Annotated in this window: 20 protein-coding genes; 8 read left to right on the forward strand and 12 right to left on the reverse strand. The window is 75.0% G+C overall.

From position 1 onward, the window contains the following. Positions 1 to 81 precede the first annotated feature (81 nt). Genes AB0L29_RS01300 through AB0L29_RS01315 form a run of 4 tightly spaced genes read right to left on the reverse strand, consistent with a single transcriptional unit; the run spans position 82 to position 5,067 of the window. Positions 82 to 1,098: a DUF5914 domain-containing protein gene (locus tag AB0L29_RS01300; protein ID WP_365822049.1), complete on the reverse strand. Its 1,017-nt coding sequence runs from the start codon at positions 1,096 to 1,098 to the stop codon at positions 82 to 84. After that, entirely contained in the window at positions 1,095 to 2,102 is a 1,008-nt protein-coding gene (locus AB0L29_RS01305; protein ID WP_365822050.1) for a phytoene/squalene synthase family protein, read from the reverse strand. The genes AB0L29_RS01300 and AB0L29_RS01305 overlap by 4 nt, the downstream gene beginning before the upstream one ends. Then, on the reverse strand, positions 2,099 to 3,640 hold the full coding sequence (crtI, locus tag AB0L29_RS01310) for a phytoene desaturase family protein (RefSeq protein WP_365822052.1): 1,542 nt from the start codon (positions 3,638 to 3,640) through the stop codon (positions 2,099 to 2,101). Before crtI ends, AB0L29_RS01305 begins: the two co-directional genes overlap by 4 nt. Beyond that, on the reverse strand, positions 3,637 to 5,067 hold the full coding sequence (locus tag AB0L29_RS01315; RefSeq protein WP_365822053.1) for a polyprenyl synthetase family protein: 1,431 nt from the start codon (positions 5,065 to 5,067) through the stop codon (positions 3,637 to 3,639). Before AB0L29_RS01315 ends, crtI begins: the two co-directional genes overlap by 4 nt. Before the next feature lie 288 nt (positions 5,068 to 5,355). On the opposite strand from AB0L29_RS01315, the gene AB0L29_RS01320 reads away from it, so the two are divergent. Genes AB0L29_RS01320 through AB0L29_RS01330 form a run of 3 tightly spaced genes read left to right on the forward strand, consistent with a single transcriptional unit; the run spans position 5,356 to position 8,941 of the window. Continuing rightward, complete coding sequence (locus tag AB0L29_RS01320) at positions 5,356 to 6,549, forward strand: lycopene cyclase family protein (RefSeq protein ID WP_365822055.1); 1,194 nt, start codon at positions 5,356 to 5,358, stop codon at positions 6,547 to 6,549. A 44-nt stretch (positions 6,550 to 6,593) separates the two neighbouring features. After that, positions 6,594 to 7,382 (forward strand): methyltransferase domain-containing protein, encoded by a 789-nt coding sequence (locus AB0L29_RS01325; protein ID WP_365822057.1) that lies wholly within the window; start codon positions 6,594 to 6,596, stop codon positions 7,380 to 7,382. Next, complete coding sequence (locus AB0L29_RS01330) at positions 7,379 to 8,941, forward strand: FAD-dependent oxidoreductase (protein ID WP_365822059.1); 1,563 nt, start codon at positions 7,379 to 7,381, stop codon at positions 8,939 to 8,941. The genes AB0L29_RS01325 and AB0L29_RS01330 overlap by 4 nt, the downstream gene beginning before the upstream one ends. A gap of 90 nt (positions 8,942 to 9,031) precedes the next feature. Here the strand turns inward: AB0L29_RS01330 and AB0L29_RS01335 are convergent, their stop codons facing one another. Further along, positions 9,032 to 9,916, reverse strand: a complete 885-nt coding sequence (locus AB0L29_RS01335) for an NAD(P)-binding domain-containing protein (RefSeq protein WP_365822061.1) — start codon at positions 9,914 to 9,916, stop codon at positions 9,032 to 9,034. A gap of 129 nt (positions 9,917 to 10,045) precedes the next feature. Here AB0L29_RS01335 and AB0L29_RS01340 point away from each other — a divergent pair, with 129 nt between their 5' ends. Together AB0L29_RS01340 and AB0L29_RS01345 are read left to right on the forward strand one after the other, a co-directional pair. Then, a complete protein-coding gene (locus AB0L29_RS01340; protein ID WP_365822062.1) occupies positions 10,046 to 11,074 on the forward strand; it encodes a helix-turn-helix domain-containing protein in 1,029 nt (342 codons plus the stop codon). A 104-nt stretch (positions 11,075 to 11,178) separates the two neighbouring features. Further along, the gene (locus AB0L29_RS01345; RefSeq protein ID WP_365822673.1) at positions 11,179 to 11,676 is read left to right on the forward strand and encodes a hypothetical protein; all 498 of its coding nucleotides are present in this window, start codon (positions 11,179 to 11,181) and stop codon (positions 11,674 to 11,676) included. A 93-nt stretch (positions 11,677 to 11,769) separates the two neighbouring features. Here AB0L29_RS01345 and AB0L29_RS01350 read toward each other — a convergent pair whose 3' ends face one another. After that, positions 11,770 to 15,045: a family 78 glycoside hydrolase catalytic domain gene (locus AB0L29_RS01350; protein ID WP_365822064.1), complete on the reverse strand. Its 3,276-nt coding sequence runs from the start codon at positions 15,043 to 15,045 to the stop codon at positions 11,770 to 11,772. Between the two features lie 375 nt (positions 15,046 to 15,420). On the opposite strand from AB0L29_RS01350, the gene AB0L29_RS01355 reads away from it, so the two are divergent. Next, on the forward strand, positions 15,421 to 15,702 hold the full coding sequence (locus AB0L29_RS01355) for a zinc-ribbon domain-containing protein (RefSeq protein WP_365822066.1): 282 nt from the start codon (positions 15,421 to 15,423) through the stop codon (positions 15,700 to 15,702). Positions 15,703 to 16,313: 611 nt separating this feature from the next. On the opposite strand, the gene AB0L29_RS01360 is transcribed toward AB0L29_RS01355, so the two are convergent. Then, positions 16,314 to 16,826 carry an N-acetyltransferase gene (locus tag AB0L29_RS01360; RefSeq protein WP_365822068.1) on the reverse strand — a complete coding sequence of 171 codons (513 nt, stop codon included), beginning with the start codon at positions 16,824 to 16,826 and terminating at the stop codon, positions 16,314 to 16,316. Between the two features lie 676 nt (positions 16,827 to 17,502). Here AB0L29_RS01360 and AB0L29_RS01365 point away from each other — a divergent pair. Next, positions 17,503 to 18,564, forward strand: coding sequence for an N-acetylmuramoyl-L-alanine amidase (locus tag AB0L29_RS01365; RefSeq protein WP_365822070.1), 1,062 nt, complete (start codon positions 17,503 to 17,505; stop codon positions 18,562 to 18,564). Positions 18,565 to 18,618: 54 nt separating this feature from the next. Here the strand turns inward: AB0L29_RS01365 and AB0L29_RS01370 are convergent, their stop codons facing one another. From AB0L29_RS01370 to AB0L29_RS01385, 4 genes are read right to left on the reverse strand one after another with little or no spacing between them, the layout of a single operon-like run. Further along, the gene (locus tag AB0L29_RS01370; RefSeq protein WP_365822072.1) at positions 18,619 to 19,983 is read right to left on the reverse strand and encodes a GH1 family beta-glucosidase; all 1,365 of its coding nucleotides are present in this window, start codon (positions 19,981 to 19,983) and stop codon (positions 18,619 to 18,621) included. 59 nt (positions 19,984 to 20,042) lie between these two features. Continuing rightward, a complete protein-coding gene (locus AB0L29_RS01375; RefSeq protein ID WP_365822675.1) occupies positions 20,043 to 20,882 on the reverse strand; it encodes a carbohydrate ABC transporter permease in 840 nt (279 codons plus the stop codon). Between the two features lie 7 nt (positions 20,883 to 20,889). Continuing rightward, on the reverse strand, positions 20,890 to 21,891 hold the full coding sequence (locus AB0L29_RS01380) for a sugar ABC transporter permease (RefSeq protein ID WP_365822074.1): 1,002 nt from the start codon (positions 21,889 to 21,891) through the stop codon (positions 20,890 to 20,892). Then, positions 21,888 to 23,204, reverse strand: a complete 1,317-nt coding sequence (locus AB0L29_RS01385) for a sugar ABC transporter substrate-binding protein (RefSeq protein WP_365822076.1) — start codon at positions 23,202 to 23,204, stop codon at positions 21,888 to 21,890. Before AB0L29_RS01385 ends, AB0L29_RS01380 begins: the two co-directional genes overlap by 4 nt. Positions 23,205 to 23,397: 193 nt before the next feature. Between AB0L29_RS01385 and AB0L29_RS01390 the strand changes: the two genes are divergently transcribed. Then, entirely contained in the window at positions 23,398 to 24,711 is a 1,314-nt protein-coding gene (locus AB0L29_RS01390; RefSeq protein WP_365822078.1) for an ROK family transcriptional regulator, read from the forward strand. A 21-nt stretch (positions 24,712 to 24,732) separates the two neighbouring features. On the opposite strand, the gene AB0L29_RS01395 is transcribed toward AB0L29_RS01390, so the two are convergent. Next, the gene (locus AB0L29_RS01395) at positions 24,733 to 25,575 is read right to left on the reverse strand and encodes a class II glutamine amidotransferase (RefSeq protein ID WP_365822080.1); all 843 of its coding nucleotides are present in this window, start codon (positions 25,573 to 25,575) and stop codon (positions 24,733 to 24,735) included. Positions 25,576 to 25,742 lie beyond the last annotated feature (167 nt).

A 25,742-nucleotide genomic window follows, 5' to 3' on the forward strand; every position in this document is an offset into this window, starting at 1 on the left:
CGCGGACGTCCCGGGCGGCGGCGCACCCCCGGCCGCCGCACCCCCTCGGCCGCTGCGCGGCACGCCCGGCGGCCGAGGCGGTCAGCCCGGGAAGCGCCCCGTGGAGCGCAGCTCCCAGCGGCGCTCGGCGTAGGCGAGGTCGTCGCGCCACAGGCGCCCGGCGGCGGTCCGGACGAGAGGCCGCAGCAGCGGGGCGGCCCTGCGCGCCACGGCGAACCCCGCCCGGTCGGAGACGGCCACCACGGCCTCGACGACCGCCGTGCGCGGCCTGCCCCGGCCGTCCCGTCCGAGCGGGGTGGCGTGCGTCTCGACGACGGACCCCTCTCCCTCGCCCTCGGTGATGCGCATGACGACCGTGCGCGGCCCGGGAGCCGTGAACACCGCCCGGACCGGCACGACCAGGCGACCCGCGACCTTGAAGGACACGTCCACGGTGAATCCGTCGCCGACGCCGTTCCCGTCGCCGCCGGGCAGGCCGGCCACGGTGAGGTCGACGAACGCGTAGGGGTGGAACCAGGCCCCGTGCCAGGGGTCCAGGCGATTGGCCAGGACGTCCTCGGGCTCGCACGTCCCCGCACCGACGTAGACGGCCGACAGGGCCCGCGCCCGTTCCGGCCTCGGGGGCACGAGCGGCGCGTCCAGGGGCGGCTCGCCGCCGGCCGCGTCGAGCCGCACCCACACCAGGACGCCGTCGTCGTGCACGGGCAGCGGCTCCCACCCCGCGAACGGGGTGCCCTCCAGGGCGAGTCCGTGCCAGTGGCATACCAGGGTGCCGCAGCGCACGGGGCTGTTCCCCAGGGGCGCCCCCAGATGCGGGCAGATCCCCGGCCCGGCGACCGGGCGGCCGTCGGCGCCGCGCCAGACGACCACCTCCTGCCCGGCCACGGTCCGCGCCAGCGGGCGGTCGTCGCGCACGTCGCGGGAGCCGCCCACCACGTACCAGTTGCCGGACGGGCGCGCCCGGGCACGCTTCAGGGCCTCGGCGATCACGGCGGGGCGGGCCTCGCGCCAGGTGGGGCGCTGGCGCTCCCACGGCACCGGGCGCCTGCGCAGGGAGAGGGGCAGGCGCCTGCGCCGGCCCGGGGGAACGGGGTTCACGCGACCTCCTCGTGGACCGGCGGGCACGGGGTACCGGACGCGGGCCGCGGCGCGGGCCCCGCAGGGCGCGCCGCGGCCCGCGCGCGCAGCCGTGCGGCGGCCACCCGGGCGAGCCCCGCGGCGGCGACCGCCGCGCGGCGCCGCCGGGGCACCACCGCGCGGCGGTGCAGCACCGCGTAGCCGTCGCGGGCCACGGCGTCCAGGATGCCGCCGTACAGCACGAACGCGGTGCGGATGCACGGGCGGGAGACCGGGTCGAGCATCCCGAGGCCGGGCGCCGCCTCCCGGTAGACACCGCGCGTCAGCGCCTCGAACTCCCGCAGCGCGGCGGTGATGCGCCGGTCGCGGCGCCCGGTGTCCCGGCTCCAGCGCAGCAGCCCCCGGTCGGCGCCGTGGGAGCCGAGCAGGTCGGCGGGCAGGTACACGCGGCCGCGGTCGAGGTCCTCGCCCACGTCCCGCAGGAAGTTGGTCAGCTGGAAGGCCACGCCGAGCGCGGCCGCGTGCGGCTCGGCCTCCTGGCGGGGGACCACCGTCCCCAGCACCGGAAGCATCTGCAGGCCGATCACCGCCGCGGAGCCGTGCATGTAGCGGCGCAGCTCGGCGTAGGACGCGTAGTCGGTGACCACCAGGTCGGAGCGCATCGCGGTCATGAAGTCGGCGAAGTGCCCGTGGTCGATGGCGTGGCGGCGTGCCGTGTCGGCGAGGGCCCGCACCACCGCCTCGCGGCTGTCGCCGTCCCGCAGTCCGTCGTCCAGGCTGCGCTGGAGCGCGGCCAGCGCCGCGCCGCGCCGGCCGGCGCCGGCGCCGAGCGAGTCCACGATGTCGTCGGCCCAGCGGGCGAACCCGTACAGGGCGTGCACGGCCGGTCTGCGCTCCGGGGGCAGGAGCCGGGTGGCGAGGAAGTACGTCCTGCCGTGCCGGGCGTTGAGGCCGCGGCAGTGCCGGTAGGCCGCGCGCAGCGCCGGGTCGGTGATCCCCGCGGCGTCCAGTTCGCGGTCGGTCATGCGGAGGCCTCCTGCCGGTGCTCGGGCGAGGTGCGGGGGCGGGCGGGGGCACGTCGGGTGCCCCCGGTGATCCGGGCCGCGGCCAGCTTGCCCGACAGCAGCACGGTCGGCACGCCGACGCCGGGTGTGGTGCCGCAGCCGGCGAGGACGGCGTTGGCGGTGCCCCGGACCAGGTTGCGGGGCCGGAACGGGCCGGTCTGGGCGAAGGTGTGGGCCGCGGAGAAGGGGGTGCCCGCGGCGTGCCCCAGGGCGTGCCAGGTGGCGGGCGTGACCAGGCACTCCGTCTCGATGGCGGCGGCGATGCCGTCGAGGCCGCGCCGCTCCAGTTCCCTCAGCAGGCCGGCGCGGTAGCGCGGGGCGAGGTCCGTCCAGGCGGCGGCCGCGGGCCCGATGTCGGTGTTCGGGCAAGGCGCCAGGATGTAGTGCAGATGACGGCCCGGGGGCGCGAGCGAGGGGTCGGTGGCCGTGGGCCGGGTGATGAGCAGGGAGGGGTCGCTCATCAGCCGTCCGGTCCGGGTGAGTTCGCGGAACGTGCCGCTCCAGGCCGCGCCGAAGGAGAGGGTGTGGTGGGCGAGCTGCGGCCAGGTGCGGTCCGTTCCCGCGTGCAGCACGACGGCGGACGGGGAGTGCCGCAGCCGCAGCGGCCGCCTGGGCGCCCGGCCCAGGAGGGCGTAGGCGAGCGGCAGGTCGGGGGTGAGGACGACCGCGTCGCAGGGGATGCGCTCCCGGTCGGTGACGACGGCGGTGACGCGGTCGCCCGACCGCTCCAGGCGGATCACCTCCTGCCCGAACCGCAGGTCGGCGCCCGCGTCCCGGGCCGCGTCCGCCATGGCCCGGGGCAGGGCGTGCATGCCGCCGCGGGGGAAGTACACGCCGGCGACGGTGTCCATGTAGGCGATGACGGCGTACGCGGCCCGGGCCCGGGCCGGCGGGACGCCCGCGTACAGCGCCTGGAAGGAGAAGACGCGGCGCAGCCGTTCGTCCCGCAGGAAGCGGCCGATGCGGGCGTCCAGCCGGCCGAACCCGCCGAGGGCGGCCAGGCGCGCGAGGTCGGGGTGCAGCAGGCCCAGCGGCGAGTCGAAGTTGGCGTCGATGAAGCGGCGCATCTGGACGCGGTGGAGCCGTTCGAGCCAGTCGCGCAGCCGGCGGTAGCCGGCCGCCTCGCGGGCGCCGGCGAAGCGCTCGACCTCGGCGGCCATCGCGTCGGCGTCGGTGTGCACGTCGAACGTGCTGCCGTCGGCGAAGCGGGCCCGGTAGGCGGGGTGCAGCGCGATGAGCTCCACGCGCTCGCGCAGGCTGTCCCCGACGGCGGCGAAGGGCTCGTCGGCCAGGTCGGGCATGGTCAGCACGGTGGGACCGGTGTCGATCCGGTAGCCGCCGAGGTCCATGCGCCCGGCCCGGCCGCCGGGCAGCGCGTCGCGTTCGACGACGGTGACGCGGCGCCCGGCGCCCAGCAGGTGCAGGGCGGCCGACAGCCCGGCCAGTCCGGCCCCCACGACCACGACGTGGTCGGTGCGTCCCGGCAGGGTGCGGCTCATCGGAGGGTCTCCTTGTCGCGGGGGGCGCGGTCGCGGGGGGTGGGGTCGCAGGGGTCGAGGCGGCGCGGGCCGGGGTCGTGGGCGCCGGTGTCGCGGGAGCCGCGGTCGTGGGACGCGGGCAGCGGGACGGACGCGTCGGGGGCCGCCGCGGGGGCGTGGGCGTCCCCGGCCGCCGCCCGCGGGCCGGCCGCCGCGGAGACGAGCAGGCGGCGCAGGCGCCTTCCGCCCCCGGGGTCCAGGAGGGCGCCGTCGAAGTGGCGCAGTCCCTGCGTCACCAGCCGGCCGATCCTGGCCTCGACGGCGTCCCGGGCCCCGGTCCTCACCAGGACGTCCCGCACCTGCTCCAGGCCCGCCTCCGGCAGTTCGGCGCGGCCGAGCGAGCGGTCCAGCACCGCCAGCGCGTCACGGTCGCCGGCGGCCTCGGCCCGGGCCCGGGCCAGGGCCGCCAGGTAGGTCGGCTTGCCCTCGCGGACGTCCCCGCCGGAGGGCTTGCCGGTCCGGCGGGGATCGCAGAAGACGTCGTCGAGGTCGTCGCGCAGCTGGAAGGCCATGCCGACGCAGCGGCCGGCCGAGCACAGCGCCCGCAGCGTCGCGTCGTCGGCTCCCGCGAGGACGGCACCGAGCGCGAGGGGCCGTTCGACGGAGTACAGGGCGCTCTTGAGGCAGGCGGTGCGCAGCGCGCGCGGCAGGGAGCGGGACGCGGTGGCCTGGCCGTGGACGTCCAGGTACTGGCCGGCCACCATCTCCGTGCGCAGGTCGCTCCAGAGGCGGCGCACGGTGGTCGCGGCCCCGGGCGGAAGCACGGTCTCCGCCACCACGTCGTCCGCCCACGCGAGCGCGAGGTCGCCGGCGAGGATGGCGGCCGCGCTCCCGAACCGCCCGGCACCCGGCGGCGGCGCGGCGCCGGCGTACTGCGCGGCGACGTCCGTGTGCAGCGCCGGCCGGCCCCGGCGCAGGGCGGAGCCGTCCATCAGGTCGTCGTGGACGAGTGCGCAGGTCTGGACGAGTTCCAGCGCGGCGCCGATCCGCAGGGCCGCCGCGGCCGACGCGTCACCGCCGCCGCAGGCGCGCAGCGCCCCCCACACGAGCCGCGCCCGCATGCGCCGCCCGCCGCGCTCGGTGAAGCGCGCCACCCGCTCGGCCAGGTCCTGGGCGAACAGCGGGTCCACGGCCCGGGCGCGGTCCAGACGTTCCGTCAGCACATGGCCGAGCACGCGGCCGACGGCGGCGTCCGCGTCCTCGTCGACGGCGTGTGCGTCCCCGATCCCCGGCGGCAGCGGCGCCGGTCCGGCGACCGCCGCGGCGGCGGGCGGCCCGTCCGCCGCACCGTTCGGCCGCACCCGTCCGGTGGATCCCGGCAAGGACACCAGGCGCGGGACGGACGGCGGGTCCGCCGCGGGGTGATCCTTCGCCTGTGTGGGGCGCATCCCGGTTCCTCTCGTCGTGATCGCAGAACGCTTCGTCACCAACGGCCTTCCGGCCGCGGGCCGGACGCGGATGCGGCCCGGACCGAAGAGCGGGCCGTGCGGCCGGTGCAGGACATCCCTTCCACGGCTCGGCCGTTCCGCATCGGGACACACCCGGAGCCGTCCGGGTGACCTGCGTCCGATCGGGCACACGGGCGGGAATGCCGGTGGCGGGCACATGCCGCCGGACGAGGAAGGACGAGGAAGGACGAAGAGGGACGAGGAAGGACGAGAAAGGAGGAAGCCGCCGTGGTCGAGGCCGATGTCGCCATCGTCGGCGCGGGGGCCGCCGGACTGTCCCTGGCCCATCGCCTGTCCGAGCCGGCCCCCCGCACGCGCGCCCTGTCGGTGGTCCTGCTGGACGCCCCGCCCGGCCCGCTGCGGCCGCCGCGCCGGACGTGGTGCTTCTGGGAGCCGGGCCGGGGCCGCTACGACGCCGCCGTCACGGCCGCCTGGCGGCACCTGCGGGTGCGTCCCGCCGCCGGGGCGCCCATCGAGGCGGACATCGCGCCGCTGCGTTACAAGATGATCAGGTCGGACGACTTCGAGGCACTGGTCGGACGCGACCTGGCCGGCCGTCCCGGCCTGCGGCGTGTGGAGGCGATCGTCGAGACCGTGGAGGACGTCCGCGGCGGGGCCCTGCTCGGCCTGCGCGAGGCGGACGGGCGACGGCGCGTCCTGCACGCCCGCTGGGTGTTCGACTCGCGCCCGCCGGGCAGCCTGCCGGCCGCCCGCACCACGCTGCTGCAGCACTTCCACGGCTGGTACGTCCGCACCGCCCGGCCGGTGTTCGACCCCGGCACCGCCGACCTCATGGACTTCCGCACCCCGCAGCCCGGCCGGGGCCTGTCGTTCGGCTACGTCCTGCCCACCGGACGCCACGAGGCACTGGTGGAGTACACCGAGTTCTCCCCGCGCGTGCTGTCGGCGGGCGGCTACGAGGCGGCCGTCCGGCACTACGCCCAGGACGTCCTGCGCCTGGGCGACCTGGAGGTCCGCTCGACCGAGACGGGGGTCATCCCGATGACCGACGCGCCGCTGCCCCGGCAGGTCGGCGCGTCGGTGTTCCGCATCGGCGCCGCCGGCGGCGCGACCCGCCCGTCGACCGGCTACACCTTCGCCGGCCTGCAACGCCAGACGCGGGCCGTCGCCGCGGCCCTGCGCCAGGGCCGCCGGCCCGTGCCGCCCCCCGCCCACTCGGCCCGTTCCCGCGCCATGGACGCGGTCCTGCTGCGGGCCCTGGACAGCGGCCGGGCCGACGGTCCCGCGCTGTTCACGCAGCTGTTCGCCCGCGTGCCGATGAGGCGGCTGCTGCTCTTCCTCGACGGCCGCACCCGCCTGCACGAGGACCTCGCCGTCGGTCTGCGCGCCCCGGTCGGGCCGATGCTCCGCTCGGCGGTGGAGCTGCCCCTCCTGCCCCGCCGTCCCTTCGACGGCCCCTGACCCCACCGCACGCCGACCACCGCCCCGCCGAACCGGGAGACCGCATGACCCTGCTGCGCGACGACGGCCTGGCCGCCGCGTTCGACCACGCCGCCCGGAGTTACGACTCCCTGGTGGCGGCCAACCCGGGCTACCGCGCCCAGCTGCGCCGCTCGGCGCGCCGCCTGGGCCTGCCCCGCGGCGACGAGGGGCTGCGGGTGCTGGACCTCGGCTGCGGCACCGGGGCCTCGACCGCGGCGCTGCGCGCCGTGCTGCCCGGCGCGCGGATCACGGCCGTGGACGCCTCCGCCGGCATGCTGGAACGGGCCGCCGCCAAGGCCTGGCCCGGCGGCCGGGTGACGTTCGTCCACGCGCCGGCGGAACGGCTGGCGCGGGCCGGGGTGCGGGGGCCGTTCGACGCGGTGTTCGCCGCCTACCTGCTGCGCAACGCGTCCGACCCGGACGCCGTGCTCACGGCCGTGCGCGGGGTGCTGGCGCCCGGCGGACGGCTCGGCGTGCACGAGTACGCCCTCGGCGGCCGCCGCACGGACCGGGCGGTGTGGACCCTGGTGTGCCGCGGCATCGTGCAGCCGGCGGCCACCGTCCTGGGGGACGGCGAGCTGTACCGCCATCTGTGGCGCAGCGTCGTGGAGTTCGACACCGCCGGCCGCCTCGCCGGCCGGGTCCGTGCGGCCGGGTTCGACCGCGTCCGGGTCCTGCCCCTGCCCGGCTGGCAGACCGGCATCGCCCACACCGTCGTCGCCCGCCGCGCCGACACCGAGCGGGGGGCCGGCACCGAGTGGCGGGCCGGCACCGAGTGGCGGGCCGGCATCGAGCGGCGGGCCGGACGATGACCGCCGCGAGGCGGGCGGACGGCACGCGCCCCGGCCGGGACCGCCGGGCCCGCCTGCTGCCGGCCCGGCCCGGGGCCGCGCGGATCGACGGCCCGCGCCCCACGACCGCCGTCGTCGGCGGCGGCATCGCCGGCCTGGCGGCGGCGACCGCACTCGCCGAACGCGGCGTCGCCGTGACGGTGTACGAGCGTCAGCCCTACCTGGGCGGGCGCGTCGGCGGCTGGCCGACCGAGCTGGCGGACGGCACCGCGGTGACCATGAGCCGGGGCTTCCACGCCTTCTTCCGCCAGTACTACAACCTGCGGGGACTGCTGCGGCGCACCGATCCCCGGCTGGAGCGGCTCACCCCCCTGCCGGACTACCCGCTGCAGCACGGCGGCGGACTGCGGGACAGCTTCCGGCACGTCCCGCGGACCCCGCCGTGGAGCGCGCTCGGCTTCGTCGCGCTCAGCCCCTCCTTCCCCCTGCGGGACCTGTGCCGCATGAACCCGGTCGCGGCCCTGCCGCTGCTCGACGTCCGCGTCCCCGACGTGTACGCGCGCCTGGACGGCACCAGCGCGTACGACTTCCTGGAGGCGGTGCGTTTCCCGCCCAGCGCGCGCCACCTGGCCTTCGAGGTGTTCTCCCGCAGCTTCTTCGCCGACCCGCGGGGCCTGTCGGCGGCCGAGATGGTGCTGATGTTCCACGTCTACTTCCTCGGTTCCGCCGAGGGCCTGCTGTTCGACGTGCCCCGCGAGCCCTTCCCGGCGGCCCTGTGGGACCCGCTGGCCGCGTACCTGGCGGGGCACGGCGCCCGGGTGCGCACCGCCACGGCCGTGGAGGCCGTCACGCCCACGGCGGACGGCGGCTACCGGGTGGCCACCGCGCACGACGAGCGGCGGCACGACACCGTCGTGCTCGCCCTGGACACCCCGGGCCTGAGGTCCCTCGTCGCCCGCTCCGGCCGGCTGGGCGACGCCGCGTGGCGCGAGCGGATCGCCCGGCTGCGCAGCGCCCCGCCGTTCCTGGTCTCCCGGCTGTGGCTGGACCGGCCGGTCGCCGCCGGCCGGCCGGGGTTCCTGGGCACCAGCGGGTACGGCACGCTCGACAACATCAGCGTGCTGGAGCGCTGGGAGGGCGAGGCGGCCCGGTGGGCGGCGCGCACCGGCGGATCCGTCGTCGAACTGCACGCCTACGCGCTGCCCCCGCAGGCGTCCCGCGAGGTCGAGCAGAAGCGGCTGGTGGACCAGTTGCACCGGATCTGGCCGGAGACGCGCACGGCCACGGTCGTCGACGCCCGCCACGAGTGGCGGGCCGACTGCCCCCTGTTCCCCGTGGGCGGCCACGCCGGCCGGCCGACCGTACGCACCCCGCAGCCCGGCCTGGTCATGGCCGGCGACCTGGTGCGCACCGACCTGCCGGTGGCGCTGATGGAGCGCGCCGCGACGACCGGCTTCCTGGCCGCCGACGCGCTGCTGGAGCGCTGGGGGGTGCGGGGGCAGACGCTGTGGACGGTGCCCGGCCGGGGGCGCGGCGCCCTGCTGCGCGGGCTGGCGAAGTGGGGGGCGTCCCGCGGGTAGGCGGCCGGGCGGCCGGCGCCCCGGCCGCCCCCGCGCCGTGACGCGGCGGGCCCCGCCGTGGCGCCCGGTCCCCGCCCGGCGCCGGCGCGGTCACCCGCGGCCGGCCCGCCCCCTCAGGACCTCGATCACGCTCGCGAAGCTGTCGGAGCCGTGGCCCGCGTCCCTGGCGCTCTCCATGGCGGACCTCAGGAGTTCGGGCAGGGCGGTGTCGACGCCGCGCAGCGCCGCCGCGTGGACGAGGTGGCCGATGGCGGCGATCTGCACGTCGACGGTGGCGTCGTCGCCCGGGTACCGGCCGGCGTCCACCTGCGGTGCGTACGTGGTCAGGAACTCGGTCACCGTGGTCAGCCAGCGGATCGCGACGGGCGTGAAGTCCGTGGCGGGCGTCTTCTCCGCGCCGACCAGTGCCGCGCCGTGCAGCCAGCCGGTCATGGTGGACCACATCAGGCCGAGCAGCGCGGCGTCGTACAGGGACGCCAGGCCCGCGTCGGCGCCCAGGTACAGCGGGTCGCCCAGGGCCGCCAGTGTGGGGCGGTGCGCTTCGAAGACGGTGGAGGAGCCGCTGTACAGGAACATCTTCTCGGGGCTGCCGACACCGGGCGGCGTGGTCATGATGGCGCCGTCGAGGTAGCCGGCGCCGTGGCCGCGGGCCCACGCGAGGGCTTCGTGGGCCTGCTCCGGGGTGCCGGAGGTGAGGTTGACCAGGGTCCTGCCCGCCAGGGCGTCGGCGACGGGGTCGAGGACGGTGTGCAGGGCCTCGTGATCCAGCACGCAGGCGATGACGAGAGGGGCGGAGGCGACCGCCTCCCGGGGCGTCGCGGCCGGGCGCGCGCCCCGCTCGACGAGGGGACGGGCCTTGTCCGCGGACCGGTTCCACACGGTGGTCGGACGGCCCCGGTCCAGCAGGGCGCCGGCCAGCGCCGATCCCATCGAGCCCAGTCCGAGGACGGTGACGGCCTGGTGTCCTTCGTTCATGCCACAACTCCCTTGCGTGGTCCGTTGCGTGACGAGTGATCACGTACGGACCACGTTCGCAGCGCGCGGCGGACCGGAACAGTGACAGCAGTGCCGGTGCCCACCAAATTCCTGCCATATCCTTCCGGCATGAGTGCCGGTTCCGTCGCCGTGGTCGTCACCGAGGAGATCGGGGTCCCGTCCTGGGACCTGTACGAACTGAGCATCCCCTGCACGGTCTTCGGGAAGCCGCAGCCCGACCTGGCCGACCCCTGGTACGAGCTGCGGCTGTGCGCGGCCGGGGCCGGGGAGCGGGACGGCGCGGCGGCCGGGCACGGGCTCACGCTGCGGACCCGCTACGGACTCGACGACCTCGTCGGTGCCGACACGGTCGTCGTGCCCTCGGTGCCCGACGCGTGCGTCGAGGAGGGCAGACCGCTGCCGCCGGAGCTGGTCGCCGCCCTGCGCCGCGCCCACGACGCGGGCGCCCGCATGGTCTCCCTGTGCACCGGCGCCTTCGCCCTCGCCGAGGCGGGGCTGCTCGACGGACGCCGCGCCACCGCTCACTGGATGCACACCGCCCTCCTGGCCGAGCGCTACCCGAAGGTGGAGGTCGACGCGTCCGTGCTGTACGTGGACGACGGCGACGTCCTCACCAGTGCCGGGCTGACCGCCGGCCTCGACCTGTGCCTGCACCTGGTGCGCCGGGACCTCGGCGCGCACGTCGCCAACCAGCTGGCCCGCCGGATGGTGGTGCCCGCCCACCGGCCCGGAGGGCAGGCGCAGTTCATCGACCTGTCCGTACCGGCCACGGACGACCAAGGGCTGGCGCCGGTCCTGGCGTGGGCCCGCGCGCACCTGGACCGGCCGCTGACGGTCGACGAACTGGCCCGGCGGGCCGCGATGAGCCCGCGCACCTTCTACCGGCGGCTCCAGGCGGCCACCGGGACGACCCCCCTGCGATGGCTCCTCGACCAGCGCCTGGGACGGGCCCGGATCCTGCTGGAGTCGACGGACCTGCCGGTGGAGAAGATCGGCGAGCTGAGCGGCCTGGGCACGGCGAACAACCTGCGCCACCACTTCCTCAAGCACCTCGGCGTGTCGCCGGGCCAGTACCGGCGGGCCTTCCCCCGGGCCGCCCCCGACCTGTTTCCGACGCCCACTGGCGGACGCGCGTAGAACTCGGGCACCATCTCCCTGCACCACCTGCACGGTCACCCCACAGGACGCATGACTCATCGCAGGAAGGGTTCCCTATGAAGGCCTACAAGGCCCTGGCGGCCATGAGGATCCGCTCGCTCCTCACCGCGCTCGCCCTCGTCGTCGCCCCCGCGGTCGCCGTGGTCGGCAGCGCCGGTGACGCGTTCGCCGTCACCAAGATCAGTCACGCCACCGCGGCCTCGATGTTCCGGGAGGCCGGCATCACCTGGTCCTCCTCGGGCAACTGCTCGGACCGCAACAACTCCACGTGCACCTCCTTCGAGCAGCTCAACCTCGCCACCGCCCAGGGCGCCCAGACCCTGAAGCGGGCCAGCGGATGCGCGCTGAACATCACCGGCGGCACGGAGACCGGCCACGCCTCCGGGACGTACTCGCACTGGAACGGCTACAAGCTCGACTACAGCAAGTACACCTGTATCGGGAACTACATCAAGAACACCTTCACCTACATCGGCCTGCGCGGTGACGGCGCCCCGCAGTGGCGGTCCGGCTCCGGCAACGTCTACGCCGACGAGGGCAACCACTGGGACGTCCTCTACTACAACTGCGGAGGCTGCTGACCGGCCCCGCACACCCGGCCTCGCGGGCCCCGTCCGCCGACGGGGTCCGCACGGGCCGGCCGCGCTCCGCGCGGGACGGCCCGGACGGGACCGTCAGGCGTCCTCCCCGGTGAACTCCCAGTCGCCGTGCGGCACCCGGAACACCGCGAACTCCGTGTCCGCCCGCAGGAACCGCGCACCCCTCGGTGCCGCGATCCGTGACCGCTCCGGGCCCGGCACGTGCACCTCGGCGGCCGAGCCCACCGGCACCCGTACCGTCAGCCGCAGCCGGCGGTCGATCCGCGACCAGGACACGGCGGCCTCCCCGCGCACGGTCCGCACCGAGGTGCGCGCCCAGTCCACGCCGGTCCGGGCGTCCGGCCGCACCACGAACGTGCGGTAGCCGCCGTCCCCGGGGCGCAGACCGGCCACGTTCTCGTACAGCCACTGCGCGACCGTCCCCTGGAAGTAGTGGTCGCGGGAACGGGAGTCCAGGGGCCACATCTCCCACATGGTGTCGGCGCCGTTGTCGTGCCAGTACCCCCAGCCCGGGTACGTCCGCTGCGTCGCGACGGCGTGCGCCACGTCCGCACGCCCGTGCGCGCACAGCACCCGCAGCAGCACACTCGTCCCCAGCGCCCCGGTGTTGAGGTGTCCGCCGCGCTCCTCGATGTCCCTGACCAGGCTGTCCAGGACGGAGGCGCGGGCCCCGGGCGGCACCAGCCCGAAGGCCAGCGGCACGGCGTTGGACGTCTGCCGGTAGCCGGGGTCCTTCGCCGTGCGGTAGTGGCCCTCGGGCCCGAGGAAGGCCGCGTTGAAGGCGGACTTCAGGCGCTCGGCGGCCTCGCGGTAGCGCCCCGCGGTCCCCGTCTCGCCGAGCAGGCCGCCCAGCTCGGCGGTGTGCAGCAGCGCGCGGTACAGGTACGCCGTCGCCGTCAGCCGGGTGTCCTCGGGCGGGTTGCCCCCGTAACCGGGCGGCAGGTAGTCGCCGAGCGCGGTGACCGCCAGACCGTCCCGGAGCCGGGACAGCTCCCAGTCCAGGTAGCCCACCAGCGCCGCCCAGTGCTCACGGGCCGCCCGTTCGTCGCCGTACACCCGGTACATCTCGCGCACCACGAACGGGTAGACCGTGGTCCACTCGGGCGAGGGGCCCAGATCGCCGTAGCCCCAGCCGCCGCTCGGCACGATCACCGGCAGCTGCCCCGCCTCGGTCTGGCTGTCCGCCAGGTCGCCGAGCCACTTGGACAGGAACCGGTGCACCCCGAAGGCGTACGCCATCACGGGCGCCCCGAGCTGCGCGTCGCCGGTCCAGCCGTTCTTCTCGTACATGGGGGTGTCGGTCGGGATGCCGTGCAGGTTGTTCAGCACCGTGCGGCGCATGGCCCGGTCCAGCCACTCGTAGAACGGCTCGGAGCAGGCGAAGGAGCTCACCTCCTCGACCCGGGTGTGCACCACCCGGCCGAGCAGCTGGTCGGGGGAGGGGCGCGCCGGCAGCCCGGCGACCTGCACGTAGCGGAATCCCTTGTAAGAGAACGAGGGTTCCCAGACCTCCTCCGCACCGCCCGCGCACACGTACTCGTCCGTCTGGAAGCGGCCCGGGACGTGGTCGGTCCCGGCGTGCACGCTGCCGTCGGGATTCAGTTTCTCCCCGTGCACCAGCCGGACCACCGTGCCCTCGGCGGCCCCCCGCACGGTCAGGCGCGTCCACCCCGCCATCGTGCGGCCCATGTCGGCCACCCACACGCCGGGACGCAGCTCGCTGATCCGCGTGGGACGCACCGTCTCGACGATCCCGATCGGGTCGTGCGGCTGGGCGCGCAGCGTCCCGGCCGGCGCCCGCTGCACCCCGGCCGCGCGCCAGCCGCCGTCGTCGAAGCCCGGGGCGGTCCAGCCGCCGGGTGCCAGCCGCGCGTCGTAGGTCTCCCCGGCGTACAGGGAGTTGGTCAGGGTCGGGCCTTCGGCCAGCCGCCAGTCCCCGTCGGAGACGACGGTGGTGCGGGAGCCGTCCGGGTGGTCGATCTCCAGCTGGGCGAGGAGCCGCGGCTCGCCGTGCCACGGCGGGCGGTGCCAGTTCCAGACGTTGGGGGTGGTCATGCCGAAGAAGCCGCGGCCGAGGGTGACGCCGATGGCGTTCTCGCCGCGCTCCAGCAGCGCGGTCACGTCGTGCACGGCGTACAGCACGGTCTCGTCGTAGTCGGTGAAGCCCGGGTCGAGGACCTGCCGGCCGACCCGGCGGCCGTTGATCTCCGCCTCGTAGTACGCGAGCCCGCTGATGTACAGCCGCGCCCTGGAGATCCTCTTGCGCACGGTGAACGCCCTGCGGAGCAGGGGAGCGGGCTGTTCCGGCACGGCGACCGTCACCCCGGACCCCCAGGGGCCCTGCCCGTAGGGCGCCAGCACGGCCGCCCGCGCCCATCCGCCGTCGTCGAAGTCCGCTTCCCGCCAACCCGGTTCTTCCCTCTCAGCGGTGCGCCAGCCGGGCCCGGTGACCAGTTCGTGCCGCGCCCCGCCGGCCGCGTCGACGACCAGGCGCGCCAGCAGACCGCCCGGATTGACCGAGGCCCCGCCCCGGTTGGTGGCCAGCACGGCGAGGACGACGTCCCCGCCCGCTCCCGGCCCGCCGGCCGCGGCCCGCACCTGCGCGGTGACGTCCGCCGCCCGGCCGGTGCGCCAGCCGTCCGTCTGCTGCGGGGCGTGCAGCACCGGCTCCCCGGCGAGATACAGCGTGAAGTCGTCGTCGGCGGTCGCGGCCACCGTGGCCCGCTCCACCACCGTCCCGGCGGGAAGCGCCAGCCGGGCCCGGAACCACCGCGCTCCCTCGGGCGCGTCGGAGGGCGAGGCGCCGGGCGACCAGATCCACGCGGCGCCCGAGAGGGAAGGGGGCTGCGGGGGAGCGTCGGCCCCGATCCAGTGAGCCCGCCAGTCGCCGGGAGACAACGTTGTCTCCCACCAGCGCGGCTCGCTCCAGCGCGAGGCGCGGCCCGCCGCGTCCCACACCCGCACCCGCCAGAAGTACCGGGTGCGGGGGCGCAGCGCGGGGCCGCCGTACGCGATGCCGACCGTCCGCTCCGAGGCGACCTTCCCGGAGTCCCAGACCGGCCGGCGGCCCCACTCCGCGCGGTCGCGGGCCACCTGGACGCGGTACGCGCCCTGGCGGACGCCCCGGCCGGGCGCCGCCAACTCCCAGGACAGGCGGGGGCGTTCGACGTCCGTGCCGAGCAGCGTCCCGGCGTACTCCACGCTGGTGCGCACGACGCGCAGTCCGTCCTCCCGCGGCGCCCGCGGCGGTCCGGCCGCCGCGGGGCCGCCCGGGGCCAGCGCGGTGACGCCCGCTCCCGCCGTGGCCGCGGTGCCCTGCAGGAAGACCCTGCGGTTCCATCCTTCACGCATCGTCGCGTCCTTTGCTCGCCCTGCCGTCCCTGACCAGCGAACCTCGCGTCCGAAGCGCTGGAAGTCCGCGCGCAGCCGGATGCTGAAACGTTTCAGTCCGCTTCTCCGGCGATCCTATGGACCAGAGGCGAGGCGCTACAAGAGGTGCGGCAGGAGGGAAGCGGGTGATGCCGGGCGGTGCCGTCCGCGGTTTCGTGCCGGACGCCGCCGCCGCGCGGTGCGGCCCGATCGGATTCCCGGGCGCGGGTACACGCCACCGCAGCGGCACATCGCCCGCCTGGCCGCGCACGACGTGCTGGAGACTGGGACCGGTGACTGCGTTCGGCCGATCGCCGGCGGTGTGCCGGCAGGCTCCGACCCGGGAAGGACCACCACATGATCATCTTCGGTACCAAGGGATACCTGTACCAGCTCGCGATGCTGACGCTGGTCTGCGGGCGGTGCGGCAATCCCGCCGCGCACGCGCTCAGGAAGCGCGTCACGAAGTTCACGCTGTTCTTCGTGCCGCTGTTCCCGTTCTCGACCAAGTACATGACCCAGTGCACCTTCTGCGGCGCCGAGCAGAGCGTGAGCAAGGAGCAGGCGGAGCACCTGCGGGCGCAGAGCGCGAACGACCCCGCCCACGGGCAGCCGCACCGGCAGCCGTACCGGTCCTGAGCCGGTCCTGAGCCGGTCCGGGCGCGGCTCGCGCGGTTCCCGGCCGTCCTCGTCGGCGCCCCGCCTGTGCCGGGGCCCGGCCCGGGCGCGGCCTCCCGCCGCGCGCGTCGGGGCCCTTCCGGCGCCGTGGGGGGGGCTCCGCCCGGCTCATGGCGCCCCGGCACCGCGCGGACGCGTTCCACGGCCGGGACGAGACGGCCGCGCCGGGCACGCCGGGCGTTGCGGGGCGGGGCGGGCGTTGCGGGGCGGGGCGGGCGTTGCGGGGCGGGGCGGGCGTTGCGGGGCGGGGCGGGCGTTGCGGGGCGGGCCGCTCGGCCCTCGACGCGTCCCGCGCCGGTGACGGTCCGCGCCGCAGGTATCGCGATGACCGTGAAAAGTTCGGCCTCATCCGTCCTCGGCCCCGGAGCACCGGCCGGCCGACCGCGCCGCCCCGTCCGCCGAGGGACGTGAGCAGTGACCACGGCCGGACGCCCGTACCGGGGACGCACCCCGCGTCACCGTCGTACCGCTGCTCCTCCTCGTGCCGGCCACGGCCCGCCGGCCGTCTTCGGCCTCGTCACCAGGCGGCGACGGCCGGGCGGGGAGGGGGCCTCCCCGCCCGGCCGCCCGGGTCAGACGCCGAACGGCGCCGCGTAGCGCACGGTGCCGCGCGGCAGCGGCCGGGCGGCGTCCAGGGTGAGGGCCATCAGGGCCTCGTCCGGAACGTCGAAGGCCACGCCGATGCCGTGGGCGGAGGCGCGGGTGAAGCCGAACCGCGGGTAGTACGCGGGATGCCCGAGGACGACCACGTGGAACTCGCCCCTGGCCCGGGCCGCCTCCAGCGCGGCCCGGATGACCGCGGACCCCGCGCCGCCGCGCTGGTGCTCGGGCCGGACGGCGCACGGCGCCAGGCACAGCGCCGGACGGTCACCGATGTGACAGCGGGTCAGCAGGGCGTGCGTGACGGGCTCACCGGCGGGGGGCGCGGCGACCAGGGACAGGCCGTCGAGCCACGCGGTCCCGTCGGCGCGCAGCGCGTCGACGAGGTCCGCCTCCAGCGCGGTGGGGAAGGCGGCGAGGAGGATGCGGCGGATGGCCGGGATGTCGGCGCCGGTCTCGGCGCGTGTGATCCAGGTGTGTGACATGGGGGATGGGATCCGTTTCCGGTGGTGTTCGTGCGGCGCCGCCTCGCGAGGACGTGCTCCCGGCGAGGGCGGGCAGGACAGGATCAGGCCGCGGCCCGGGGGACGAAAAAGACCCGGGCGCCGTGCGCGGCGGTCCTCGGCGCGGTCATCAGCCCCACCTCCCCGACGCTCCGGCCCCCGGCCGTGAGCGGTGTGATCCGGCACGAACGGACCCCAGCGTACAGGGGGCGCGGGCGGCCGGGCCCTGTTCGGGCCGGCGGACCGGTCGGGCGCGGGCGACGGGGCGGGCGCGGTCGGGCCCGGGTGACGGGGCCGGACCGGTCGGGCGCCGACGCGGGGCCAGGACTCCCCGGCGGCGGGCGAGTCCACGGCCCCGGACGGTACGCCCGGCCACCGACACCCCTCCCTGCCGGAGCCGCGGCAGGCGGTGAGGCGGCGAAGCGGCGAGGCGGTGAGGCGGTGAGGCGGCGCACCGGTACCGGAGCCACTGCGTCAGGATCCGGCCGATCTCGCGAATTCGGCGTACGGCGGGGCCGGCGGCGCAGGACAATGGTCCGGGCCCGGCGACGCTCGTGCCGGGAAGGGCGCGGGCGAGGCCGTCCGGCGGGCAGGGCCCGCAGCCGCGACCACTGTCCTCGCGGCGGACCCCGGCGCGTCCGGAACGGAGGACTGACCCATGGCCACCCCGCTCACCGCCGCCCGGCTCGTCGCCGCTCTGAAGGCCGAGGGCTGCACCGTCCACGAGGTCGGCGACTGGCGCACCCACAACCGCAACCACAAGGGCCCCTGGGGGCCGGTGCACGGCGTGATGGTCCACCACACCGTCACCGGGCCCGGCACGGACGTCGTCGGGCTGATCTACCGCGGCCACAGCGCCCTGCCCGGTCCGCTCGCCACCGGGTGCATCACCAAGGACGGCGTCGTCCACCTGACCGCCAACGGCCGCGCCAACCACGCCGGCGGCGGCGACGGCGACGTGCTCGACGCCGTCATCGGCGAGTCCTACGGCGCCTACCCGCCCCCGACGCACGAGCACGACGGTTCGGCCGGCGCCGTCGACGGCAACGCCCGCTTCTACGGCTGGGAGTGCGAGAACGCGGGCGACGGCAGGGACCCGTGGCCGCTCGCCCAGTACGCCGCCATGGTCAGGGCCACCGCCGCGCTGTGCCGCGCGCACGGGTGGGGACACCGGAGCGCGATCGGCCACCTGGAGTGGAGCGACCAGAAGCCCGACCCGCGTGGATTCGACATGGCCGACTTCCGCCGTGACGTCGCCGACTGCCTGGCCCGCCCGGCGGGCCAGTGGGAAGGAAAGGACCCCATGCCCCAGTACGTCAACCTCGGCATCGCCGAGCCGTACCAACTGGCCCCCGGCGTCTGGGACTCCGTCGAGTTCACCACCGAGTGGACCGACGAGACCGGCGACCACGCGACCGGCGGCAGCGTCTTCGTCCGCGGCCCGGCCCGCTTCACCGGAACCGTCAGCCTGCGCGTCGACGGTCTGCCCGTGGGCGCCGTCGTCCAGGCGCGCATGGCGGAGTTCGAGGGCGACCGGCACCGCGCGGACCACCCGATCCACGAGATCACCGGGACCGCGGGCGGCACGTTCGCGGTCGTCCCCCTGACCAAGCGGCTCGCGTCGGGCCGCAGCATGCGGGTGCGGCTGCTGAACCAGGCCGGTCTCCCGGTCACCGTCACGAGCGCCGTGCTGACCGCGATGGTCTGGAAGGAGGCCTGAGCCACGCGGCGGGCGGGGCCCCGGGGCCCCGCCCGCCGCGGCCGGCGGCGTGTCTCAGGCGGCCTTGCGGTGCCGGGCCCGGTGCGCGCTCACGATCTGCGCGTAGCGGTGTCCGCTGCCCTTGATGGTGCGGGCCTGGGTGCGGTAGTCGACGTGGACCAGGCCGAAGCGCTTGTCGTAGCCGTACGCCCACTCGAAGTTGTCCAGCAGCGACCAGGCGAAGTAGCCGGCCAGCGGGGCGCCCTGGCGGGCGGCGTCGGCGCAGGCGGCCAGGTGCCGCACCAGGTAGTCCTCGCGTTCGGGGTCGTCGATCGTGCCGTCGGGGCGGACCACGTCCGGGAAGGCGGAGCCGTTCTCGGTGACGTACAGCCTGCGGGCGCCGTACTCGTGGGTGAGGCGCAGCAGCAGCGTCTCGATGCCGCTCGCGTCGATCTCCCAGTCCATGCCGCTGCGGGGGACGCCGGGACGGCGCACCGCGCGGACGCGGGGCGCCGGGCCGGCGGGGTCGTCGGCGACGGTCTGCGGGAAGTAGTAGTTCAGGCCGAGCCAGTCGAGCGGTGCGGCGATGATCTCCGGATCGCCCGGCTTCTCCGGCAGGTCGACGCCGTAGACCTCGCGCATGTCGGCGGGGAAGCCGCGGCCGTGCACCGGATCGAGCCACCAGCGGTTGGTGTGGCCGTCCATGCGGCGGGCGGCCGCCTGGTCCTCGGGGCGGTCGGAGGCGGCGTGCACGGTGGAGAGGTTGTTGACGATGCCGACCTCGGCGGACGAGGTGGCGGCGCGGATGGCCCGGGCGGCGAGGCCGTGCCCGAGCAGCAGGTGGTAGGAGGCGCGGACGGCGGCCGTCAGATCGGTCCAGCCGGGGGCCATCTTGCCCTCCAGGTGGCCGATCCAGGCCGAGCACAGGGGCTCGTTGAGGGTGGCCCAGTGGGTGACGCGGTCGCCGAGGCGCTCGGCGACGACCGACGCGTACGCGGCGAAGTGCTCGGCGGTGTCCCGCTCGGGCCAGCCGCCCCGGTCCTGCAGGGCCTGCGGCAGGTCCCAGTGGTACAGGGTGACGGAAGGGGTGATGCCCGCCTCCAGCAGGCCGTCGACCAACTCGTCGTAGAAGGCGAGGCCCTTGGCGTTCACCGGGCCGTCGCCGCCCGGCACGACGCGCGGCCAGGCCACCGACAGGCGGTAGGCGTTGGTGCCGAGCCGCCGCATCAGACCGATGTCCTCGCGCCAGCGGTGGTAGTGGTCGCAGGCGACGTCGCCGTGGTCGTCGTTGTCGATCTTTCCGGGGGTGTGGGAGAAGGTGTCCCAGATCGACGGCGCGCGGCCGTCCTCGGCCACCGCTCCCTCGATCTGGTACGCCGAAGTGGCCGTACCCCACAGGAAGTCGTCGGGGAGAGCGGCGAGGTCGATGGCGTCGGACACGGAAGTCCTTTCGGGAAGGGGGTGGTTGGTCACGTCACCGCCGGTCACGTCACCGCCGGTCACTTCACCGCTCCCGCGGTGAGCCCGGCGACGAGGTAGCGCTGCAGCAGCAGGAAGCCGGCGACGACGGGGACGCTGACGACGAGGGAGGCGGCCATGATCTGGTTCCAGTACACGTCGTTCTGCGTGGAGTAGCCCTGCAGGCCCACGGCGAGCGTGCGGGTGGTGTCGTTGGTCATCACGGAGGCGAAGAGCACCTCGCCCCAGGCGGTCATGAAGGCGTACACGGCGACGGCGACGATGCCGGGGACCGCGGCGGGCACGACGACCCGGAACAGCGCGCCGAGCGGGCCGCAGCCGTCGACCATCGCCGCTTCGTCCAGGTCGCGCGGCACCGAGTCGAAGTACCCGATGAGCATCCAGATCGAGAACGGCAGCGAGAAGGTCAGATACGTCAGGATCAGTCCGCCGCGGGAGCCGAACAGGGCGATGCCGGTGGCGTTGCCGATGTTGACGTACAGCAGGAACAGCGGCAGCAGGAAGAGGATGCCGGGGAACATCTGGGTGGACAGCACCGTCACCGTGAACACCCGCTTGCCGCGGAAGCGGTACCGGCTGACCGCGTAGGCGGAGAAGACCGCGATCACCACCGAGCAGACGGTCGCCGCGCCCGCCACGATCAGGGAGTTCACGAAGTACTCGGCGAGCGGCACCGTGGACCAGATGTCGATGTACGGGCGGATCGTCAGACTGCTCGGTATCCAGCGGAACCCGGCGGTGACGTCCGCCAGCGGCTTCAGGGAGCTGGAGACCATCACGTACACCGGCACCAGGACGAAACCGGTGAGGAAGGTCAGGAAGATCCGCCGGGACCACAGGAAGGACCGGGGCGGGGCCATCGGGGACCTATGCATCGGAGGCCCTCCGTCCACGTGAGGTGAGCGCCAGGTACACGCCCGTGACGACGAGCAGGAAGAGCAGCAGCAGGACCGACATCGCGGATCCGGCGCCGAAGTTCCAGGTGACGAAGGAGGCCTGGTAGATGTGGACCGAGATGAGGTCCGCGGCCTGCGGGGCGGCCCTGCCGAACAGGACGAACGGCGTGTTGAAGTCGTTGAACGTCCACAGGAACAGCACCAGGACCAGCACCTGGTTGACCGGCCGCAGCGACGGCAGGGTGATGCGGCGGATCTGCTGCCACATCCCGGCGCCGTCCAGGGCGGCCGCCTCGTACAGCTCCCGGGGGATGTTCTGCAGCCCGGCCATCACGATGAGGAAGGCGAACGGCCAGCCCTTCCACACCGACACCGTCAGCAGGGCGACGAAGCTGTTGTCGCCGATCAGCCAGAAGGACGGCTTGTCGGTCAGACCCAGCTGGTCGTGCAGGACGTGGTTCACCAGGCCGTTGTCGTGCTGGAACATGAACACCCAGGTGATGACGGCCGTGTAGACCGGCAGCGCGTACGGCACCAGGAACAGGGCCCGCAGCAGGCCCCGGCCGCGGAACGCGTCCTGCATGCAGATCGCGGCCGCGGTGCCGATCAGCCAGCACAGCCCGACCGACAGCACGGTGAAGGCGACGGTGACCAGGAAGGAGTGGAGCAGCGCCTCGCCGACGGGGGCGTCGAAGTCCACCGACACGCGGTAGTTGTCGAAACCGGACCAGGGCGCGGCGCCCCAGTCGCGGATGTAGAACTGCGTGAGCTCCTTGAAGCTCATCACGATGCCGATCACCATCGGCACCAGGTGGACCAGGAGTTCGAGCAGCAGGGCGGGCAGGAGGAACAGGTACGGCAGGGCGGCGCGGTGGAACCGCCCGGTGCGGCGGCGGAGGCCGCGCGCCGCACCGGGGGTCTTCTCGTGCACCGGCGGCCTGCCGGTTTCCACGGTGGTCGTCATCGTGCTCACTTCGTCGGCATCTGCTGCTGGGCCTTCTCGAGCCGGGCCCTGACCGAGGCGGTGGTCACCGCGCGTCCGGCGGCCGCGTCGGCGAACAGTTCCTTGACGGCCGTGCCGACCGCCGTCTCGAACTGCGACTCGTCGGCGACCTGCGGCAGCGCGGCGGCGCTCGTGGCGAGGGTGTTCTTCAGGACGGCGTTCGCCGGGGTGTTGAAGGCGGGGTCGGACTGGGCGGCCTTGACCGGCGGGATGGTGCTGTAGGCCTTGTTGAGGATCTTCTGCTCGGCGTCGCCGGTCATGAACTTCACGAACTTCGTGGCGCCGTCGAGGTTGTCGGTGTTCTTGAAGACGGCCATGTTGATGCCGGCGACCATCGAGTTGACCTGCGTGCCCGCGCCCGGGGTGCCGGACTGCACGGGCACGGGCGCGACGCCGTACCGGTCCTCGCTCATGCCCTGCGACTTCAGGTTCGCCGACGCCGACTGCCACAGCAGCATCGCCGTCCTGCCCTTGGCGAAGTCGGACACGGACTGGTTCTGCGCGTACTCGGCGTTGCCCTGCGGGATGACCTTGTCCTTGGCCATCAGGTCGACGTACTGCTTGACCGCGGTGACCGCGCCGTCGCTGGTGAAGTCCGGCTTGCCGTCGGCGGTGAAGAAGTCCGCGCCGTGCTGCTTGGCGAAGACGAAGACGTGGTGGATGTTCTCGGAGAGGTTGGAGCCCTCGGCGCCCAGGACCTGCTTGCCGCGCTGCCGGATCTTCTCGCCGGCGGCGGTCAGTTCGTCCCAGGTGGCCGGGGGCTTGGAGACACCTGCGTCGGCGAGGATCTCCTTGTTGTAGTAGAGGGCGTACGCCATGGAGTACAGCGGGACCGCGGCCGGGTCCTCGCCCTCGGCGCCCGTCGAGGCGAGGGCGGAGTCGACGAAGCGGTCCTTGCCGCCGATCTTGGCGAAGTTCTCGGCGTCCCACGGCAGCAGCGCGCCCGTGGCCTGCAGGGAGGCGCTCCAGGTGTTGCCGATGTTGAGGACGTCGGGGCCCTGGCCGGAGGTGGCCGCGGTGAGGATCCGGTTGAGCAGGTCGGACCAGGGGACGACCTCCAGCTCGACCTTGATCCCGGTCTGCTTCTCGAACTTGTCGAGCTCCGGCTGCAGGACCTTCTTGTCGACCTCGATGCTCGCGCCCTGGTTGGTGGCCCAGTACGTGAGCGTCCTGGGCGAGTCGTTCGACCCGCCGCCCGTCGACGAACCGCCTCCGCAGGCCGTGGCGGCCAGGGCGAGAGACAGGGTGACGGCACCTACGGCCGCGGCTCGTATGCTGCGCATGGCTCCTGGTGTCCCTTTCCGGGAGTCGAGAACCCGAGGGCGGCTCCCGAAGCCGACACCCGTTCGACTTCCAAAGCCCCTCATGGCTTAATTTAGGACGTGAGTTAAGCCGTGCGGAAAACGTCCGTCAAGGGATCCGGCAGAAGTGCCCGGGAAGGTATCTTGCGGGCAGACGAGCACCAGAGGGGGTCCAGTGGGAACGCGCAACGGCCGGACGGTCCGTGACCTGCGGCGGGAGAACCGCGCCACCGTGCTGCGGCGGCTGTTCTTCGACGGACCGATGAGCCGCAACGCCCTCGGCCCCGCGACCGGACTGAGTTCGGGCTCCGTCAGCAACGTCGTCACCGAGCTGCTCGCCGACGGACTGCTGGAGGAGGCCGGCAGCGTCGAGTCCGACGGCGGCCGCCCCCGTATCCTGCTGCGCGTCGCCCCGCACGGCGGGCACATGATCGGTGTGGACGTCGGCGAGACCCGGGTCCGCGTCGAACTGTTCGACCTGTCCCTGGCCGAACTCGCCCGCGCCGAACGGCCGCTGGCCACCGGCCGGAACGGACGGCGGGGCCGCTACGACGACGAGCTGATCGCCGGGCACATCAGCGACGGCCTCGCCGAGGTCATGGACGCCGCCGAGGTCACCCCCGACGCGCTGCTCGGCGTCGGCATCGGCGTACCCGGCATCGTCGAGCGCACCGCCGAGGGCGCGGTGGTGCACGGCCAGACCATCGGCTGGGACGCCGTCCCGCTGGAGCGGATGCTGCGCGCCTCGGGCCGGCTCCCCGAGGACGTGCCCTACTTCATCGACAACGGCGCGCGGACCCTGGGACAGGCCGAGATGTGGTTCGGCGCCGGACGCGGCGCGCGCAACGCGGTGGTCGTGCTCTTCGGCTCGGGCGTCGGCGCCTGCGTGGTCGCGGACGAGGCCGAGGGCGGCCGGGCCGTGGAGTGGGGGCACCTCACCGTGCGGGTGCGGGGCCGCCGCTGCCGCTGCGGGGCGCTGGGCTGCCTGGAGGCGTACGCGGGGGCGGAGGCGCTGCTGGAGCGCTGGCAGGAGGCGGGAGGACGGCCCCCGCGCGAGGTCGACGAGGAGACCGCGCTGACGGCGATGCTGGCGGCCGCGTACCCCGACGGCGGCGGCGAGCCGGACCCGGTGGCCACCTCGGTCCTGGCCGAGACGGCGGAGTACCTGGGCGCGGGCCTGTCCGACCTGATCAACCTCTTCCAGCCCGAGCGCATCCTCATCGGCGGCTGGGCGGGCCTCCAGCTCGGCTCGCGCTTCCTGGAGTCCGTGCGCGCCCACGCGCTGTCCCACGCGTTGCGCTACCCCGCCGAACGCGTCGGCATCGAGCTGGGCAGGCTCGGCCCCGACGCCGTCACCGTGGGCGCCGCCACCCTGCCGCTCGCCGACTTCTTCGCCCGCGGCGGCCGCCGCTCCCGGCCCGCGGCACCGGCCGCCCTGCCGGACCGGTCCCCGGCCTGGCGTGCGACGGTGGGCGGCCGGCTGGCGTGAGTGCGCGCACGGCGTCGCGGGTCAATACACCTGGAGCGCGACCGGGGTGAACTCACGGAGTTCGTCCGTGCCCGGCTGCACCACGAAGCAGCTGCCGTCGGGGACCTCGGTCCACGCGCCGGGCAGGTCGCCCAGGGGTTCGGAGACGACCAGGCGGGTCTCGTCGGACACTTCCCGCAGGAACGTCACGTCCGGGTGGAGTCTGCGCAGCGTCTCCACCCGGTTGCTGAAGAAGAGCGAGCGCGAGACGCCTTCGCTGGAGTGGCGGAACGCCCAGGTGCGCAGGCCGTCGGTGACCGCCACCGTCATCTGCAGGGGGAACTCCACGCCGTGCTCGTGACCGAGCCGTTCGACGAAACCGGCCATCCGGGCGACGGCGCCGGGCGGGTCCTGGTCCAGCCCGAAGGTGAGCGCCAGGTGGAACATGATCTCCGAGTCGGTCGAGCCCTCGATGCCCGAGAAGAGCACCGGATCGACGGCCAGCGCGAGGTCCCGGCGCAGCCGGTGGAAGTCCGTGACCGCCCCGTTGTGCATCCACATCCAGCGGCCGTGCCGGAAGGGATGGCAGTTGGTCTGCTGGACGGCCGAGCCCGTGGAGGCCCTGATGTGCGCGAAGAACAGCGGGGAGCGCACGTGCGAGGCGATCTCCCGCAGGTTGCGGTTGTTCCAGGCCGGGCTGGTGTCCCGGACGACGCCCGGGCTGTCCCGGGAGTCGGTGTACCAGCCCACCCCGAACCCGTCGCCGTTGGTCGTCTCCGCGCCGAGCCGCGCGTGCAGGCTCTGGTCGATCAGCGAGTGTCTGGGCCGGTAGAGAAGCGTCTCCAGCAGCACGGGCGTACCCGAGTAGGCGAGCCACCGGCACATACGACGCACCCTTCCTCGCTGCGGTCCCTCCTCCCCACTGTGCGCCGGTGGGGGCCACCCGGCGACCGCGGCCCGGCCGGAGCACGCCGGGCAGGCCCGTGACGACTCGCCGCGCGCAGGGGGAAGGCGCCGCACAGGGGAAGGCGCCGCGCAGGACCGCGCGGCGC

This window comes from Streptomyces sp. NPDC052701 (genome assembly GCF_040678355.1).
GTDB lineage: Bacteria > Actinomycetota > Actinomycetes > Streptomycetales > Streptomycetaceae > Streptomyces.